This is a genomic window from Labrys sp. WJW, assembly GCF_001676615.1.
Lineage (GTDB): Bacteria > Pseudomonadota > Alphaproteobacteria > Rhizobiales > Labraceae > Labrys > Labrys sedimenti.
On record NZ_LYXZ01000039.1, the window covers coordinates 50069 to 65795 of the forward strand.

Sequence of the window (15727 nt, forward strand, 5' to 3'; positions counted from 1 at the left end):
AACGGCGCTGTTCCGGCGGGTTCCATGAATGGCATGCGACGCACGCGGCCTGGACGAGCGCTGGAGAAGGCCGCGTTCCGAACTGCGTTCCAAGTCGCTTTCACGGCGTGCGGGCCGTCTCGGCCTTGCGTTGGGCTTCGGCGTAGCGATCGTCGATGAAGGCCTTGGCACGCTGGGCGAGCTCGACATTGTCGGTCCAGGTGTTGCGCCAGATCGCGCAGATGATCGAGAGGTCTTCATCGACCACTTCGGAGGAAAAGCTCTCGAAGGTGATCCAGTCGTCATAGCCGCTGGCGACGAGGGCGTCGAAAATGGCGGGGAAGTTGATCACGCCCGAGCCGAGATAGCCGCGATTGCTTTCGCCGATGTGGAAATAGCCGAGCTTGTCGCCGGCGAGCCGGATGGCCTGCACGGGATCTGCTTCCTCGATGTTCATGTGGAAGGTGTCGAGATGCAGGAAGATGTTGTCCGAACCGGTGTCCTGGATGAAGGCGAGGCCCTGCGCGGTGGTGTTGAGTAGGTTGGTCTCGAAGCGATTGACGATTTCAAGATTGAGGCTGACGCCGGCCTGCTTGGCCTTGTCGGCCAGGCGGGACAGCGTGGCGACGCTGTTGTCCCAGCCCTTGCGCGTCGGCAGGCTGCGATATTTGGTATGGGCCGAGAAGATGATGCCGCCGAGCTTGTGGCCGCCGAGATCGCGCGTGATGGCGACCGCATCGGCGAGGATTTCCTCGCCCCGGCGCACCACGGCCGCGTCCTCGCTCGAAATATCGCCTTCCAGCGGCAGGCCCATGGTGACGGTCACGGCGAGATCATAGTCCTTGAGGCGCCGCGCCAGCCAGGACACATCGAATTTGCGGGGGTCGAGGCGGGGAAATTCGATCAGCTTGTAGCCGAGGCGATGCGACTTCTCCATCGCGCCTTCGAGATCCTGCTGCGTGGTGCCGCCCGTCCATACGAAGGAATGAATGCCGAGTTTGTCCATGGTGGATCCTGCCCTGTTGCGCCGGCCGGGTTCCGTCCGGAACGTGCCGGCTCGATCATGCTTTTTGGTCTTATTTTGTTGTGAGTAGCAGCAAACTGGCTTCCATTCAAGCAAGGCCGCCCGTCTCTTCTCGACGGCCCTATCCGATGGTCGCGACGCCCAGTCCCGGCCGCTCGGCGCGGGCGGCAACGAAACGAAGGCCCTCGCGCGCCCGATGAAGGGCGGGGTTGTCCCGCCGGGCGGCATGGAGCGCATAGATCGAATGGGAGAAGGCCGGCGCCCCCTTCACCAGCCGCAGGCGCCCATCGGCGAGGAAGGGCGTGACCGCGCCGGCGCGAAAATAGCCTGAGCCTCCCACCGAGAGAATGTGGGTCAGCGCCAGGGGACCGAGCGAAATTGCCAGGGGGGCAGCGGCGAAATCGGGAAAGGCGGCGCGGTGGTTGAGGGCGAAAGCCGGTCCCCAATCGACCTGGATGTAGCTGTCCCGATCCACCGTGCCGTCGGTGGCGGTCGTCACCAGCACCAGTTGTTCCTCCACCACCAGCTCGGCGACGATATCGCGATATTGCGGCGGGTTGTAGAGCGTGACCAGATCGAGCGAGCCTTCCCTGACGCGCTCGACCAGCCGGGATGGCGTATCGACCTCGACGCGCAAAGCGACGCGCGGGCATTCGCGGTGCATCCAGGCCAGCCAGTCGGCGAGCAGGGGATGCCAGAGGCTGAGCTCGCCGCCCAGGCTGATGCCCTCCTCCCGCCCGGGCGGCAGCGCCACCTCTTGCCGGGCGCGTTCCCAGACCTGGACCAGGGCGGCGGCGGGCCCGACGAAGCGCTCGCCGGCCGGCGTGAGCCGGGCCCCGGCCTTGTTGCGGACGAAAAGACGGCGGCCGATCTGCTGCTCGAGGGCCCGGATGCGCGCGCTGACTGCCGTCTGCGTCAGATTGAGGCGCTCGGCCGCGGCGGCGAAGCTGCCATTCTGCGCAATTTCCAGGAAGGTTCGTGCAAGCCCGATATCCATGAAAATAAGATTATGGATTTTGCATTGAACTGCAATAACAATGCGTTTGTCTGAGGTCATTTCCGATGTCACAACTCCAGGACGCTCCGATGCCGGCAGTACCGATCCGCCGTGCGGCGGGGTGTCGGCCCGGTGTCTGGCCCGGCAGAAGCAAGACGCGTTTCGATCGAGGCGCGGTGGTATCGAGTGAAATGGCATGACGGACGACAGGTCTCCCGAAACGATTGCCGCCAGCAACGGCATGGCGGACGACAAGGCCTTCCGCGCGGTGGCTCCGCCTCTCTACCTCGCCAGCTCCTATGCCTTTGGCGGCTTCGAACAGGCCGGCACCTACGAATATGGGCGTACGCGCAACCCGACGCGTGACCAGCTTGCCGAGACGCTGGCGGCGCTGGAAGGCGGGGCAGGTGCCGTGATTGTCGCCAGCGGCATGGCGGCGGTCGATCTGGTACTGTCGCGCCTCAATCCCGGCCAGACCATCCTGGCGCCGCATGACTGCTATGGCGGCACGCAACGTCTCCTGGCCATGCGAGCCAACAAGGGCCATTTCAACCTCGCTTTGGTCGATCAGACCGACGAGAGCGCACTCGACGCCGCCCTGGCCCAGCGTCCTGCCCTGGTGCTGGTCGAAAGCCCCAGCAATCCGCTGATGCGCGTCGTCGACATCGCTTCCATCGCCGGCAAGGCCCACAGGGTGGGGGCAGGGCTTGCTGTCGACAACACCTTCCTCTCGCCGGCGCTGCAGAAACCGATCGGCCTCGGCGCCGATTTCGTCATCCACTCCACCACCAAATATCTGAACGGCCATTCCGACGTGATCGGTGGCGCAGTCGTGGCTGCCAGGACCGAGGACGTCACGGAGCTGGCTTTCTGGGCCAATATGACCGGTGTCACCGGTTCGCCCTTCGATGCCTATCAGACGCTGCGCGGCATCCGCACCCTGTTTCCGCGCATCGAGCACCAGCAGCGTTCGGCGGGCGCGATCGCGGCGTTCCTGGCCGGCCATGACGGCGTTGCCGCCGTGTATTATCCGGGTCTGCCGGGCCATCCCGGCCACGAGATCGCCCGGCGGCAGCAGGCTGGTTTCGGCGCCATGCTCAGTTTCGAGATCGCCGGCGGGCCCCTGGCCGTCAAGCGCTTCGTCGAGGCCGTCAGGGTGTTCACCCTCGCCGAGTCGCTCGGCGGCGTCGAAAGCCTGGTTGCCCATCCCGCCACCATGACCCATCTCGGCATGGGTGAGGCCGCGCGGGCAGCCGCGGGAATCAAGGACAGCCTGTTGCGGCTTTCGGTAGGGCTGGAGGGCGAGGGCGACCTGCTGGCCGATCTCGCCCAGGCGCTGGACGCTGCTCGCCAGCCTGAGGCTGGCCGGCAGCGGGCGTTTGGGACATGATAGCCGTACCTTCGATCAGGGAGCCGATGCCATGATGGAAGCCGATCGCGACGATGCCGACGAGACTACGCATTCCTTCGCGTCGTCAGCCTGCTTCGCCCATGAGGTCGAGGGCGGCCAGCTCGATGCCGCCGCGCAGGTGCAGGTCGAGCGCCGCGCTGAGATCATGGCCTGGCGCAAGGGCGAGCGGGCCCGCCTGATTGAAGAGCGGCTGGCCATGCCTGTCGATCTGAGAACCGAGAAGACCCTGGCCATCGCCGGGCATCTCGATAGCGTCGTCGGCGATGTCGCCGGGCGGGTGGTGAGCTTCTACTGGCCGTTGCGGGGCGAACCCAATCTGCGCGACTGGGCCGAGGCCCTCGCTGCGCGGGGGGCGATCACGGCACTGCCCCTGGTGGTTGAAAGGAACACGCCGCTGGTGTTCCGCACCTGGCGGCAGGGCGAGAAACTGGTCAAGGGCTTCTGGAACATCCCGGTGCCCGAAGGCGGGCGCAAGGTGGTGCCCGACATCTGCCTGGCGCCGGTGGTCGGCCATGATGCCCGGGGCTTCCGGCTCGGTTACGGCGGCGGCTATTTCGACCGCACGCTGGCAAGCCTGCCGGCGAGCGTAGTGGCGATCGGCGTCGGCTATGCCGAGGCGGCGATCCGTACCATCCATCCCCTGGCGCACGATATCCCGCTCGACGCCATCGTCACGGATCAGGGCGTACGGCGCTACCCCAGCGATTGAAGACGGGCGCCCGTTCGGTGGGAAGCGGCGATTTCATCGGGAACCTTTGGAGACGGGATGCATCCAATCACGCGTCCCCAACGAGGTATCGATTCCGATGTCCCATTCCGGTTTGCAGATTCATCCGGTCGACGACCTGATCGACAGGGCGATCCGGCGTGAGCCCGAGGCCATCCGCACGATCACGACGCAGCACAATCGCCGTCTCTATCGGATCGCCCGCAGCATCCTGCGTGACGACGACGAGGCGGAGGAAGCCTTGCAGGCCGCTTATATGCGAGCCTTTGCAGCGCTGCCGGCCTTTCGCCGCGATTCCAGCCTGGCGACCTGGCTGGCGCGTATCGTCATGAACGAGGCGCTCGGCCGCGTACGGGCAAGGCGTCCTGCCATCGGGATCGAGACGGGCAGGGCCCTCCTGGCCGGCGAGGTGATCCCCTTCCCAATCCAGGCCGTGGCGGCCGATCCGGAGCGGACCATGGCCCAGAGACAGATCCAGTCCCTGCTGGAAATGGCGATCGACGAGTTGCCGACGATCTACCGGGTCGTCCTGATGGCACGGGTGGTCGAGGAGATGAGCCTGGAGGAGACGGCGGCATTGCTCGGCCTCAGGCCCGAAACGGTGAAGACCCGTCTGCACCGGGCGCGCCGCCTGCTGCGCGAGGCACTGGAGCGGCAGGCCGGCCCGCATCTGATGGACGCCTTCCCGTTCGATGGCTGGCGCTGCGAACGCATGACGCGAGCCGTGATCGAAAAAATTCTGTCCAATCCCTGAAGCGGCGGGAACCAGGTCGCGGCGCTGGCATCCAATCTCCTGCAAACGTCTACGCACAGGAGAAATGCCATGTTGATTGCAAGGCTTGCGGGAACAGCAGCCGTTCTCGCCATTCTGACCGCCGGCGCGCCGGCCCGGGCCGGCGGCCTTACCGATCCGCAGATCGCCCATATCGCCTACACGGCGGGCGTGCTGGATATCGAGACAGCCAGGCTGGCACTGAAGAAATCGAAGAACAAGGAGGTCGTCGCCTTCGCCCGGAACATGGTCCATGACCATGAAGCCGTGAACGGCAAGGCGCTGGCCCTGGTCAAGAAGCTGAAGGTCACGCCCGAAGACAACGATGTCAGCAAGGGCCTGGTCAGCCAGGCCGAAGCCAGGCGCGCCAGCCTTGCTGCCCTCGATGGGCCGGCCTTCGACAAGGCCTATGCGGACAATGAGGTCGGCTATCACAAGACCGTCAATGCCGCCCTTGCCGATACGCTCATTCCAGCGGCCGGCAATGCCGAGCTCAAGAGCCTGCTGCAGACCGGGCTCAAGATCTTCCAGGGCCATGAACTGCATGCCGAACATCTGGCGGGCGCGCTGAAATGAGGCGTCACTCCAAGGCAGGAGCATCGCGCCGTGCCGCGCTCGGCATTGCAGCCGGCATGATACTGCTCTGGGGCGGAACGGCACGCGCCGCCACGATCGCGATCACGGTCAGCGATCTTGCCTTCGAGCCTGCCGTCGTCGAAGCCCGGGTCGGCGACGTCATCGAATGGCGGAACGCCGATTTCGTCGGCCACACTGCGACAGACCGTAGCGGGCGATGGGACGTCGCCTTGCCGGAGGGAAAGAGCGGGAGCATCCCTGCGACTAGGCTTGGCGTGATGTCCTATTTCTGCCGGTTTCATCCGCAAATGACCGGCATTATCCGGGTGAAGCCGAAGCTGTGACGGCCAGACAGTGCCGGCAAAGGCGTCGGCATTGTCTTTTCTCCCCCTAGGGGCGAGAGGCGGGCCTCGCCTTGCAGCCCGGCTCCCGCGGTGACATGCTGGGGTCCTGCCTATTCTCCGCGTAAGAAACGCACTTGCGCCGGCAGCCCTGACATTCTATGTAAAATGTCCTAATTACACATTTTCCAATGTGAAAAGGGCCCATAGGCGCCAATGTCCCGCACTCTCTCCCCTCATCTCAAGCGGCTCGAAGCCGAGTCGATCGGGATCATCCGCGAAGTCGCGGCCGAATTCGCCAATCCGGTGATGCTCTATTCCATCGGCAAGGATTCGGGGGTGATGCTGCATCTGGCCCTGAAGGCGTTCTATCCCTCCAAGCTGCCTTTCCCGCTGCTCCATGTCGACACGACCTGGAAGTTCAAGGACATGATCTCGTTCCGCGACGAGATCGCCAAGCGCTACGGGCTCGACCTGATCGTGCACATCAACCAGGACGGTGTCGAGCGCGGCATCAACCCGATCACCTCCGGTTCCTCCCTGCACACCCAGGTGATGAAGACGGAGGGGCTGCGCCAGGCCCTCGACAAATACAAGTTCGACGCAGCCTTCGGCGGCGCCCGCCGCGACGAGGAGAAGAGCCGCGCCAAGGAGCGCATCTTCTCCTTCCGCACCGCCAACCACACCTGGGACCCACGCAACCAGCGCCCGGAATTGTGGTCGCTCTACAACACCAAGATCCGGCAGGGCGAATCGATCCGCGTCTTCCCCCTTTCGAACTGGACCGAGCTCGATATCTGGCAATACATCCTCGAAGAGGACATCCCGATCGTGCCGCTCTACCTCGCCAAGGAGCGGCCGGTGGTATTCCGGGCCGGCACCATGCTGATGGTCGACGACGACCGCCTGCCGCTGGAGCCGAGGGAGGTCCCCGAGATGCGCCGCGTCCGCTTCCGTACGCTCGGCTGCTATCCGCTTTCGGGCGCCATCGATTCCGAGGCGACCTCCGTCGCCGACATCGTGCGCGAAATGCTCACGGCCCGCACCTCCGAGCGCCAAGGCCGCCTGATCGACAATGACGAATCGGCCTCGATGGAAAAGAAGAAGCGCGAGGGCTATTTCTGATGAACGCTGCTGCCCCCCAGACCCAGCTCTCGCTCGCCGAAATGCTCAAGCCCCGCGAAAAGGGGCTGTTGCGTTTCCTCACCTGCGGCTCCGTCGATGACGGCAAGTCGACCCTGATCGGCCGGCTCCTCTATGATTCCAAGCTGATCTTCGAGGACCAGCTTGCCACGCTGGAAAAGGATTCCAAGCGCCACGGCACCACCGGCGAGGACATCGACTTCGCTCTGTTGGTCGACGGGCTGGAGGCCGAACGCGAGCAGGGCATCACCATCGATGTCGCCTATCGCTTCTTCTCCACCGCCAAGCGCTCCTTCATCGTGGCCGACACGCCCGGCCACGAGCAATATACCCGCAACATGGCGACCGGCGCTTCCACCGCCGATCTCGCCGTCTTGATGATCGATGCCCGCAAAGGCGTGCTGGTGCAGACCAAGCGCCATGCCACCATCTGCTCGCTGCTCGGCATCCGCCACATAGTGGTCGCGGTCAACAAGATCGACCTGGTGGATTATGATCGTGTCGTCTTCGAGAAGATCGTCCACGATATTCTGGCTTTCACCGCCAATCTCGATTTCACCTCGGTTACCCTGATCCCGATCTCGGCGCGCTTCGGCGAGAACGTCTCGATGCGCTCGACCCATATGGACTGGTATCACGGACCAATCCTGATCGAGCATCTGGAGACGATCGACGTCGCCTCCGATGCCGTGAAGAAACCTTTCCGCTTTCCGGTGCAATGGGTGAATCGGCCCAATCTCGATTTCCGCGGCTTTTCCGGCACGGTCGCCTCCGGCGCCATTCGTTCGGGCGACAGCGTCACGGTGGCGGCGTCGGGCAAGACCTCGGTAGTGACGCGCATCGTCACCCAGGACGGTGACCTCGAGGAGGCCGTCGCCGGCGATGCGGTGACCCTCACGCTCGCCGACGAGATCGATGCCGCGCGCGGCGACGTGTTCTCCCGCACCACCGAACGGCCCGATGTCACCGACCAGTTTGCCGCCCACCTGATCTGGATGTCGGAGGACGCCCTGCTGCCGGGCCGCTCCTACATGCTGCGCATCGGCACCAAGTTCGTGCCTGCGACCATCACCTCGATCAAGCACAAGATCGACGTCAACACCCAGGAGCATCTGGCGGCCCGTACGCTGCAGCTCAACGAGATCGGCGTCGTCAATGTGGCGACCGGCGTGCCGGTGGCGATCGACTCCTATGTCGACAATCGCGAAACCGGCGCCTTCATCCTGATCGACCGCGCTACCAACCAGACCGCGGCCGCCGGCATGATCGATTTCGCCCTGCGCCGGGCCACCAACATCCACCGCCAGTCGCTCACCATCGACAAGCTCGCTCGTTCGGCGCTCAAGCACCAGAAGGCGGCGATCGTCTGGTTCACCGGCCTGTCGGGCTCGGGCAAGTCGACGATCGCCAATCTGGTCGAGGCCGAGCTTGCCCATGCCGGCCATCACACCATGCTGCTCGACGGCGACAATGTCCGCCACGGCCTCAACCGCGACCTCGGCTTTTCCGACGCCGACCGCGTCGAGAACATCCGCCGCGTCGGCGAGGTGGCCAAGCTGTTCGTCGAGAGCGGCACCATCGTGCTGTGCTCCTTCATCTCGCCCTTCGAGGCGGAGCGTGCCCTCGTCCGCTCCCTTGTGGAGGTCGGCGAGTTCGTCGAGGTCTTCGTGGACACCCCGATCGAGGATTGCATCAAGCGCGATCCCAAGGGCCTCTACGCCAAGGCCCTGGCGGGCGAGATCAAGCACTTCACCGGCGTCAGCAGCTCCTATGAGCGGCCCGAGAATGCCGAGATCGTGCTGAAGACCGTCGGTGAAACGCCTCGGGCGCTGGCGGAAGCCGTGGTGAAGGCCCTGCGCGAGCGCGGCCTGCTCGACCACCAGGACGATTGGGGGCTGTAATCTATTTTCGAATACGCGCTGGTGCCAGATACCGCCGCGATCTAGCATAGGTCGGCTCATAGTGATGAGATTCTCACATGAGGAGCCGGCCTGTATCGGGCCGGCCCGGGGATCCGGCAAGGCTTTGTCGGACCGGCAGCGTTGATCATGGGGCGTGATGGCTGGTTTGTTTTCCTTCAAGGGCCGTATCGGCCGGCATGCCTACCTTCTCGTTACGGTACCACTGGCCTTCGTCTATCTGGTCTGGATTGCCTGGTGGCTCTTCGCCACCTCCAGCTTTGATGACGAGGGGCCTGCCAAGATTTTCCGCATGAGTGCGATCGGCTGGGTCGTCTGCGCCTGGCCCTATCTGGCAGCCGGCTTCAAGCGTTGTCACGATCGCGATAAATCCGGCCTGTGGTATGTCGGCTGGACGGCAGGCTGCCTCGGTTTCTGGATCGCCGCGATCATGGTTCAACCCTGGCTGGCCTGGCTGGGCAACCTCATCGCGCTGTGGACCCTGGTCGAGATGGGTTTCATCAAGGGGACGCCGGGCCCCAACCGCTTCGGCCCACCCGCCGAAGAATGGCCCCCGCAAGCGTAGATCCTCGCGGTTTGAAGGAAACGCCGTCGAGCAGGCGGGGCATCGTGCCGCCCCTCACCTCCAGTTGCAGACGGTTGGCGCAGTATCGCGCCGGGTGTATCCTGGCCGAGGAAGGCCAAGCGCGACGAATGCAACATGGCACAAGCCGGTTCAAATGATAGCGGCATGACCATCGGGCGGATGTTGCTGAGCCCGAGAGGACGCATTCCTCGCTTCGACGCCTTGTTCGCCTATGCCTGCCTGTGCGTGATGTTCGCGTCAGCCACCCTCGTCTGGGTCGGATGGGTGTTCGCCTATTACCGCCGCGATCCCTCAGCTGTGTTGCAGGTGATGCCCTGGGTGCCGCTCGGCGGGCTCGGCCTGATGATGGACTGGATGGGCTTCTGCATCCTGGCCAAGCGCTGCCATGATCGCAATCATTCAGCCTGGTTCCTGCTGATCGGACTGATCCCGCTTGCCAACCTATGGCTGCTGGTGGACTTGTTTTTCTGGCGCGGCACCCGTGCTGCCAACCGCTTCGGCCCCGAACCGGAGGGCATGGCCAGCCAATGGCGGGCAACGAACGGGGATCGTTGAAGGCAAGCCGACGGTCAAAGCCCAAGAATGCCGGAGAGGTTTCCAGCCTATGGTCTGGAACGCCAAGGTGAGATAAAGACCATGGCTCGTATTGTGACAATTTCCTGAATTGTAAAATATCCCCAATTCAAGCGGTCAGCCTGCTGCTCTTCTGTCACGCCGGAAACACGCTTCTCCGTTGATCGAGATTGATGCCTTGTTTTCAGTCGGCCGCACTGATAGGGCCGGTAGGTATTGAAATCGCATGAGCTTGTGATCAAGGGGGTTGAGCGCGATGAATGAACCAACACTTGTGGAGAAATTGTTCAGTTTCCAGGGCCGGCTGCGTCGCAGCAATTACTGGATCTATCATCTCCTCCAATGGGTCGCGCTGTGCGTCATCGTGGGAATCTTCTACGGCCTGGCATTGACCATTACGCCGGACAATCCGCTGATCTATGTGCTGGGCGTGATCGGTGTCGTGCTCTATGTCGGCTTTGTCTGGTCCGGGCTTTCCATCGGGGTTCGCCGCTGCCATGACCGCAACAGGAGCGGCTGGTTCCTGCTGGTCAGCTTCATTCCCCTCGTCGGCGCCATCTGGGTTCTCATCGAACTCGGTTTCCTCGACGGCACCCAGGGTCCCAACCAATATGGTCCCTCGCCCAAGGGCATCGGCGGCAACGAAGTTGCCGGCGTGTTTTCCTGAACAGCAAAGGGGCCGAACCCGTTCGGCCCCTGGTTTTCGGCAAAAACGATGCGACAACAACAACCTATGGCATCAGATCTGATTCCGAAATCGGATCTGAGGCTGTAGATGATGCCGTCGCCTACGCCGCTGCGCTCAGACCAGTTTCCATGCCAAATAGAGCGCGGCCAGGGCGATCAGCCACAGGGCGGCATTGCCCCAGCGATTGCGACGGGCCTCGGCCTTGCCGATCGCCTCGATGCTGTCGGGTAGCAGGGCAAAGCCCTTTTCCGCCGCCTCGTTGAGGCGTTCGGCCAGGGTTTCGGCGCGATTGAGCAGGCTCGGCAGCAAGGTGAACGACTTGCCCGCCTCCAGCGTCTGCTGTCCCAAATCGCCGAGCTTGCCCAGAGGCCCGAGATTGCGCTCGATCCAGTCGCGCACCACGGGGTCGGCCGTCGCCCACATGTCGAGCTTGGGATTGAGCCGGCGGGCGACACCCTCGACCACCACCATGGTCTTCTGCAGCAGGATCAATTCGGGCCGGGTCTTCATGTCGAAGAGTTCGGTGATCTCGAACAGCAGCGTCAGCAGCTTGGCCATCGAGATCTCGTCGGCCCGCTTCTGGTGGATCGGCTCGCCGATGGCACGGATGGCCTGGGCGAAATCGTCGATCGAATGGCTCCGAGGCACGTAGCCCGCCTCGAAATGCACTTCGGCCACCCGCCGGTAGTTGCGGGTGATGAAGCCGTGCAGGATCTCGGCAAGGAAGCGGCGCTCCTTCAGGCCGGCCCGGCCCATGATGCCGAAATCGACCGCCACCAGCTGGCCCGAGGCATCGATCATCAAATTGCCCTGGTGCATGTCGGCGTGGAAGAAGCCGTCGCGGATGGCGTGGCGCAGGAAGGACTGGATGATGATGCGGCCGAGATCGACGAGATCGAAGCCGGCCGCCTTCAGCCTGTCGATGTCGGACAGGGGAATGCCCTCGATCCACTCCAGCGTCAGCACGCTGCGGGCGGTGCGGTTCCAGTCCGGTGCCGGGATGCGGAAATCGGGGTCGTCGGCGATATTCTCCGCCATTTCCGACAGGGCCGCCGCTTCCAGGCGCGAATCCATCTCGAAGGCGACGGTGCGCGCCAGCATGTCGACCGTCTCGACCGGCTTGAGGCGTTTGGAACGCGGGTCGAGCCGCTCGATGGTGCGCGCGGCGAAATAGAAGGTGGAGAGATCGGAGCGGAAACGCCGGTCGACGCCCGGGCGCAGCACCTTCACAGCCACTTCGCGCTCGCCGTCGGCGTCACGGATGATGCCCTTGTGCACCTGTGCCACCGAGGCGGCGGCAACAGGCTCGGAAAGCTCGGCGAAGAACTGGTTCAGCGGGCCGCCCAGCGCCCTCTCGATCTCGGCGATGGCGACGGCGCGTCCGAAGGGCGGCATGCGGTCCTGCAGCTCTTCCAGGTCGCGCGCCACGGCAAAGCCGACGACATCCGGCCTGGTAGCCAGGAACTGCCCGAGCTTGACCCAGCTCGGCCCGAGCTTCACCAGGGCAGCCGCCAGGCCCTTGCCGCCGCTGACATTGCGTTTTTCGACCAATCGGCCGAGGCGCACCACCAGCCGCGCCGGTGCTGGCAGATCATGGATGTCGACGAGGCTAAGCGCGCCTTCGCGGGCCAGTGTCCAGCCGGCGCGCATGAGACGAAAAGGGTCGAGGAAAGAAGCCAAGGGTACCAGCCGAATGAATTCGCGGGGAGGTCGATAGCACGCGCAGCCGCATTGGCAAACCTTCTCCCGGTTTGGGCTCCAAGCTCTTCTCCCTCTTGCACATCGTCTTGCGAGGGTTCTATTTGCCATCTGACCCAATGATATCGAGTTCAGGAAGCTTCCGTGACCATTCGCTACCACCGCGGCGATCTGCCCGACCTGTCCCGCTACACTACCAGCGCCGCCATCGATACCGAGACCATGGGCCTCAACCCCCATCGCGACCGGCTCTGCGTGGTGCAGCTCTCGCCGGGAGATGGCACCGCCGATGTGGTGCAGATCGCCCAGGGCCAGAAAAGCGCCCCCAATCTCGAGCAATTGCTGGCCAACCCGTCGGTCACCAAGATCTTCCACTTCGCCCGCTTCGACATTGCCGCGCTGCAGAACGCCTTCGACGTGGTGACCAAGCCGGTCTATTGCACCAAGATCGCCTCTAGGCTCACGCGCACCTACACCGACCGCCACGGCCTCAAGGACCTTGTGCGCGAACTGCTGGGCATCGACCTCTCCAAGCAGCAGCAATCCTCCGACTGGGGCGCCGACACGCTCACCGACGCCCAGCTCGCCTATGCCGCTTCGGACGTGCTCCATCTGCATGAGCTCAAGGCCAAGCTCGACGCCACCCTGGCGCGGGAGGGACGTTCGGACATGGCACGCGCCTGTTTCGACTTCCTGCCGACGCGGGCGCTGCTCGACCTCAATGGCTGGCCGGAGACCGACATCTTCGCCCATAGCTGAGGCCAGCGTCGCGCCTCGCTCCAGATCTGCGCCCAGGAGGCCTGGCGGGTGACGGCGGCGTGACGCGTTCCCCTCGGCACATTCCCCCTGCGCCTGAAATCTGCTATGAGGGCGCACCTGTTGCGATTTTCACCCAAAGTTGAGGAATTGCAGACAGGGATGGACGGCGCCTGTGGCGCCGGGTTGACGTCTCCACTTCGCATCGCAATATGATGGTCGGTGGCGATGGTTTCCCGCCGTTAGCAGCGTTTGGATAGGTATTCGTTTGGCCGATATCATGGATGCGCGGGTCAAGATCCCCCAACCCGCCATGCCTTCGCGTGAAAGCGCTTTCAAAGCTGCCCGCGCTCACAGCAGGCTGGTGCGTTTCCTGAAGTTTGCCGTGCCCGCAATAGCGGTTGCCGGAGCGGGTATTTTTGTGTTTCTGGCAGTGTTCAACCCCTTCGCGCCGGGGATTATCAAAGTCGATGGTCCGGTCAATCCGGTCAGCGACGGAAACCTGGCGGTCGAAAAGCCGCATCTGACCGGCTCGAACAATCGCGGGCAGAAATACGATGTCACGGCCACGGGCGGCACGCAGAAAGTCAACGTGCCCGGCGTTGTCAGCCTCACCGGGTTGAAGGCCGTGATCACCGCGCCAGACCAGAGCGATGCCACGCTGAGCGCCGAAACCGGCACCTTCGACACGGTTGGCCAGCTTCTCGATCTCAAGGGCGATGTGCGCGTCAAGTCGACCAAGGGCTATGACGCGACCTTGAAGAGCGCCAGCATCGACCTCAAGGCCAGCACGGTGAACAGCAAGGAGCCGGTCACCGTCAATCTCACCTCCGGTACGATTTCGGGCAATGGCCTGAGCATCGTGCAGGGCGGTTCGAAAATCCTGTTCAAGGGCGGCGTCAGCGCCAGCTTCAATGTACCCTACAAGCCGGATACGGAAGACGGCGCGGACAATGCCGACGCGCCCGCTGCGCCATCCGACGATGCTCCGGCTCCCGATGCTGCGGCTCCGAATGCCGCTCCCCCGAATCCAGCCAACCCAGTGCAGGGAAATCCCACCCAATGACGATGAAAATCCGCCGCCTGGTGCCTCTCGCGGTGCTGCCGCTCGCTTTGGCCCTGACGGCTGCCGATGCCGGCGCCGCACCGAAGAAGGCGGCCAGCCCCTTCCAGGGCTTCTCCTCCGACAGTGGCAAACCCGTCGACGTCAAGTCGGACTCGCTCGAAGTGCATCAGGACGAGCAAAAGGCGGTGTTCACCGGCAATGTGGTGGCGACGCAGGGTGAATCCGTTCTGCGCACCAATGAGTTGACGGTCTTCTACGAGAATGTCGACAACAACAACGCCAAGGACGGCGCTGCCAAGGATGGCAAGGCCAAGGACGCCAAGTCGGGCGATGCAAAGCCGGCCGATGCCAAATCCGCGGATGCCAAGCCAGCCGACCCCAAAGCCGCCGATGCCAAGCCGGCAGACGGCCAGCCGGTTGGCGATGCCAAGGCTACGGAAACCAAGGCTGCCGAAGCGAAGCCTGCCGACGCCGGCAAGGCGCCGGCCTCCGGTTCCGGCACGCCGGCCAGCTCCATCAAGAAGCTGGTCGCCCGCGGCAATGTCGTGGTCACCTCCAAGGACCAGAAGGCGACCGGCGCCAATGGCGTGATGGACATGGCCACCAATGTCGCCACGCTGACGGGCGGCGAAGTGGTGATGATCCAGGGGCCGAACGTGCTCAAGGGCACCAAGCTGACCGTCAACCTCAAGACGGGCATCGCCAGGGTCGAAGGCGGTGGCACCGGCGGTGTCTCGGGCGTCTTCACCCAGGGCAGCCAGAAGAAGAACAGCAACTGAGGGAGCAGGCCCGTGATGATGCGACCCAGCCCGACGTCTCGCCGCCTCGCTCCGGCGCTGTTGCTGCCTCTGGCATTGCTCGTTTCATCACTGGCCTTGCCGGCCGGTGCGCAGGAGAAGAAGCCCTCCACGCCTTTCCAGGGCTTCTCCTCCGACAATGACAAGCCGGTGAACATCAAGGCCGATCAGCTCGAAACCCATCAGGACGAGCAGAAGGCGATCTTCACCGGCAATGTGGTGGCGACCCAGGGCGAGTCGACGCTGACCTCGGAGGAGCTGACGGTCTTCTACGAGGCCGCGTCGCTGCCGGGCAAGCAGCCGGCCGATGCCGCCGGTACCAGCCCGGCCCAGCCGGCGGCCCCCTCGGCGGCACTGCCGGCCGATGCTTCCTCGACCGCGGAAGCCGCCGATGCCGACACGGCGCCGGCGCCTGACAACAAGGTCAAGAAGCTGGTGGCCAAGGGTAATGTCGTCGTCACCGCCCCGGACCAGAAGGCCACCGGCGATGATGGCATCCTCGACATGGAGACCAACATCGCCACGCTGACGGGCCAGGAAGTGGTGATGACCCAGGGCTGCAACGTGCTGCGCGGCAAGAAGCTGGTGGTCAACACCCAGACCGGCCGAGCCACCGTTACCGGCGGCACCACGGGCCATTTCGTCTCGGGCGACCAGAAGTGCTGATCCAGGGA

At 64.0% G+C, this 15727-nt stretch carries 17 protein-coding genes; 14 read left to right on the top strand and 3 right to left on the bottom strand.

Features of this window, described 5'->3' with window-relative positions:
* Window positions 1-100: 100 nt before the first annotated feature.
* Together BA190_RS22770 and BA190_RS22775 are read right to left on the bottom strand one after the other, a co-directional pair.
* Window positions 101-985, bottom strand: a complete 885-nt coding sequence (locus BA190_RS22770) for a sugar phosphate isomerase/epimerase (RefSeq protein WP_068292733.1) — start codon at window positions 983-985, stop codon at window positions 101-103.
* A 139-nt stretch (window positions 986-1124) separates the two neighbouring features.
* Window positions 1125-2000 (bottom strand): LysR family transcriptional regulator, encoded by an 876-nt coding sequence (locus BA190_RS22775; RefSeq protein WP_068292739.1) that lies wholly within the window; start codon window positions 1998-2000, stop codon window positions 1125-1127.
* A 196-nt stretch (window positions 2001-2196) separates the two neighbouring features.
* Here BA190_RS22775 and metB point away from each other — a divergent pair, with 196 nt between their 5' ends.
* The 10 genes from metB to BA190_RS22825 all read left to right on the top strand — a co-directional run bounded on the left by metB (window position 2197) and on the right by BA190_RS22825 (window position 10715).
* Window positions 2197-3390 (top strand): cystathionine gamma-synthase, encoded by a 1194-nt coding sequence (gene metB, locus BA190_RS22780; RefSeq protein WP_068292743.1) that lies wholly within the window; start codon window positions 2197-2199, stop codon window positions 3388-3390.
* Window positions 3391-3421: 31 nt separating this feature from the next.
* Entirely contained in the window at window positions 3422-4120 is a 699-nt protein-coding gene (locus tag BA190_RS22785; RefSeq protein ID WP_245314910.1) for a 5-formyltetrahydrofolate cyclo-ligase, read from the top strand.
* A 97-nt stretch (window positions 4121-4217) separates the two neighbouring features.
* On the top strand, window positions 4218-4892 hold the full coding sequence (locus tag BA190_RS22790) for an RNA polymerase sigma factor (RefSeq protein WP_068292746.1): 675 nt from the start codon (window positions 4218-4220) through the stop codon (window positions 4890-4892).
* A gap of 69 nt (window positions 4893-4961) precedes the next feature.
* Window positions 4962-5486 carry a DUF4142 domain-containing protein gene (locus BA190_RS22795; protein WP_082979971.1) on the top strand — a complete coding sequence of 175 codons (525 nt, stop codon included), beginning with the start codon at window positions 4962-4964 and terminating at the stop codon, window positions 5484-5486.
* Window positions 5483-5830, top strand: a complete 348-nt coding sequence (locus BA190_RS22800) for a cupredoxin domain-containing protein (RefSeq protein WP_068292750.1) — start codon at window positions 5483-5485, stop codon at window positions 5828-5830. The genes BA190_RS22795 and BA190_RS22800 overlap by 4 nt, the downstream gene beginning before the upstream one ends.
* 213 nt (window positions 5831-6043) lie before the next feature.
* A complete protein-coding gene (gene cysD, locus BA190_RS22805) occupies window positions 6044-6952 on the top strand; it encodes a sulfate adenylyltransferase subunit CysD (protein WP_068292752.1) in 909 nt (302 codons plus the stop codon).
* The gene (gene cysN, locus BA190_RS22810; RefSeq protein ID WP_068292756.1) at window positions 6952-8871 is read left to right on the top strand and encodes a sulfate adenylyltransferase subunit CysN; all 1920 of its coding nucleotides are present in this window, start codon (window positions 6952-6954) and stop codon (window positions 8869-8871) included. Before cysD ends, cysN begins: the two co-directional genes overlap by 1 nt.
* A 157-nt stretch (window positions 8872-9028) precedes the next feature.
* Window positions 9029-9454 carry a DUF805 domain-containing protein gene (locus BA190_RS22815; RefSeq protein ID WP_068292758.1) on the top strand — a complete coding sequence of 142 codons (426 nt, stop codon included), beginning with the start codon at window positions 9029-9031 and terminating at the stop codon, window positions 9452-9454.
* 165 nt (window positions 9455-9619) lie between these two features.
* Complete coding sequence (locus tag BA190_RS22820) at window positions 9620-10030, top strand: DUF805 domain-containing protein (protein WP_068292761.1); 411 nt, start codon at window positions 9620-9622, stop codon at window positions 10028-10030.
* Between the two features lie 274 nt (window positions 10031-10304).
* Window positions 10305-10715, top strand: a complete 411-nt coding sequence (locus BA190_RS22825) for a DUF805 domain-containing protein (RefSeq protein WP_068292764.1) — start codon at window positions 10305-10307, stop codon at window positions 10713-10715.
* A gap of 135 nt (window positions 10716-10850) precedes the next feature.
* On the opposite strand, the gene ubiB is transcribed toward BA190_RS22825, so the two are convergent.
* A complete protein-coding gene (gene ubiB, locus BA190_RS22830) occupies window positions 10851-12386 on the bottom strand; it encodes a 2-polyprenylphenol 6-hydroxylase (RefSeq protein ID WP_068293130.1) in 1536 nt (511 codons plus the stop codon).
* A gap of 192 nt (window positions 12387-12578) precedes the next feature.
* Between ubiB and BA190_RS22835 the strand changes: the two genes are divergently transcribed.
* The 4 genes from BA190_RS22835 to BA190_RS22850 all read left to right on the top strand — a co-directional run bounded on the left by BA190_RS22835 (window position 12579) and on the right by BA190_RS22850 (window position 15719).
* Window positions 12579-13193, top strand: coding sequence for a ribonuclease D (locus BA190_RS22835; RefSeq protein WP_068292768.1), 615 nt, complete (start codon window positions 12579-12581; stop codon window positions 13191-13193).
* 265 nt (window positions 13194-13458) lie between these two features.
* On the top strand, window positions 13459-14256 hold the full coding sequence (lptC, locus tag BA190_RS22840; RefSeq protein WP_068292770.1) for an LPS export ABC transporter periplasmic protein LptC: 798 nt from the start codon (window positions 13459-13461) through the stop codon (window positions 14254-14256).
* On the top strand, window positions 14253-15035 hold the full coding sequence (locus BA190_RS22845) for an LptA/OstA family protein (protein WP_068292774.1): 783 nt from the start codon (window positions 14253-14255) through the stop codon (window positions 15033-15035). Before lptC ends, BA190_RS22845 begins: the two co-directional genes overlap by 4 nt.
* Before the next feature lie 15 nt (window positions 15036-15050).
* Complete coding sequence (locus tag BA190_RS22850; protein WP_068292777.1) at window positions 15051-15719, top strand: LptA/OstA family protein; 669 nt, start codon at window positions 15051-15053, stop codon at window positions 15717-15719.
* Window positions 15720-15727: the final 8 nt, after the last annotated feature.

Coding starts and splice junctions, on each gene's coding strand:
- ubiB (WP_068293130.1), bottom strand. CDS start 12,386: ATGCGCGCCGGCTGGACACTGGCCCGCGAAGGCGCGCTTAGCCTCGTC.
- BA190_RS22790 (WP_068292746.1), top strand. CDS start 4,218: ATGTCCCATTCCGGTTTGCAGATTCATCCGGTCGACGACCTGATCGAC.
- BA190_RS22825 (WP_068292764.1), top strand. CDS start 10,305: ATGAATGAACCAACACTTGTGGAGAAATTGTTCAGTTTCCAGGGCCGG.
- BA190_RS22770 (WP_068292733.1), bottom strand. CDS start 985: ATGGACAAACTCGGCATTCATTCCTTCGTATGGACGGGCGGCACCACG.
- BA190_RS22820 (WP_068292761.1), top strand. CDS start 9,620: ATGACCATCGGGCGGATGTTGCTGAGCCCGAGAGGACGCATTCCTCGC.
- BA190_RS22800 (WP_068292750.1), top strand. CDS start 5,483: ATGAGGCGTCACTCCAAGGCAGGAGCATCGCGCCGTGCCGCGCTCGGC.
- BA190_RS22845 (WP_068292774.1), top strand. CDS start 14,253: ATGACGATGAAAATCCGCCGCCTGGTGCCTCTCGCGGTGCTGCCGCTC.
- BA190_RS22785 (WP_245314910.1), top strand. CDS start 3,422: ATGATGGAAGCCGATCGCGACGATGCCGACGAGACTACGCATTCCTTC.
- cysD (WP_068292752.1), top strand. CDS start 6,044: ATGTCCCGCACTCTCTCCCCTCATCTCAAGCGGCTCGAAGCCGAGTCG.
- BA190_RS22775 (WP_068292739.1), bottom strand. CDS start 2,000: ATGGATATCGGGCTTGCACGAACCTTCCTGGAAATTGCGCAGAATGGC.
- metB (WP_068292743.1), top strand. CDS start 2,197: ATGACGGACGACAGGTCTCCCGAAACGATTGCCGCCAGCAACGGCATG.
- cysN (WP_068292756.1), top strand. CDS start 6,952: ATGAACGCTGCTGCCCCCCAGACCCAGCTCTCGCTCGCCGAAATGCTC.
- BA190_RS22795 (WP_082979971.1), top strand. CDS start 4,962: ATGTTGATTGCAAGGCTTGCGGGAACAGCAGCCGTTCTCGCCATTCTG.
- BA190_RS22850 (WP_068292777.1), top strand. CDS start 15,051: ATGATGCGACCCAGCCCGACGTCTCGCCGCCTCGCTCCGGCGCTGTTG.
- BA190_RS22815 (WP_068292758.1), top strand. CDS start 9,029: ATGGCTGGTTTGTTTTCCTTCAAGGGCCGTATCGGCCGGCATGCCTAC.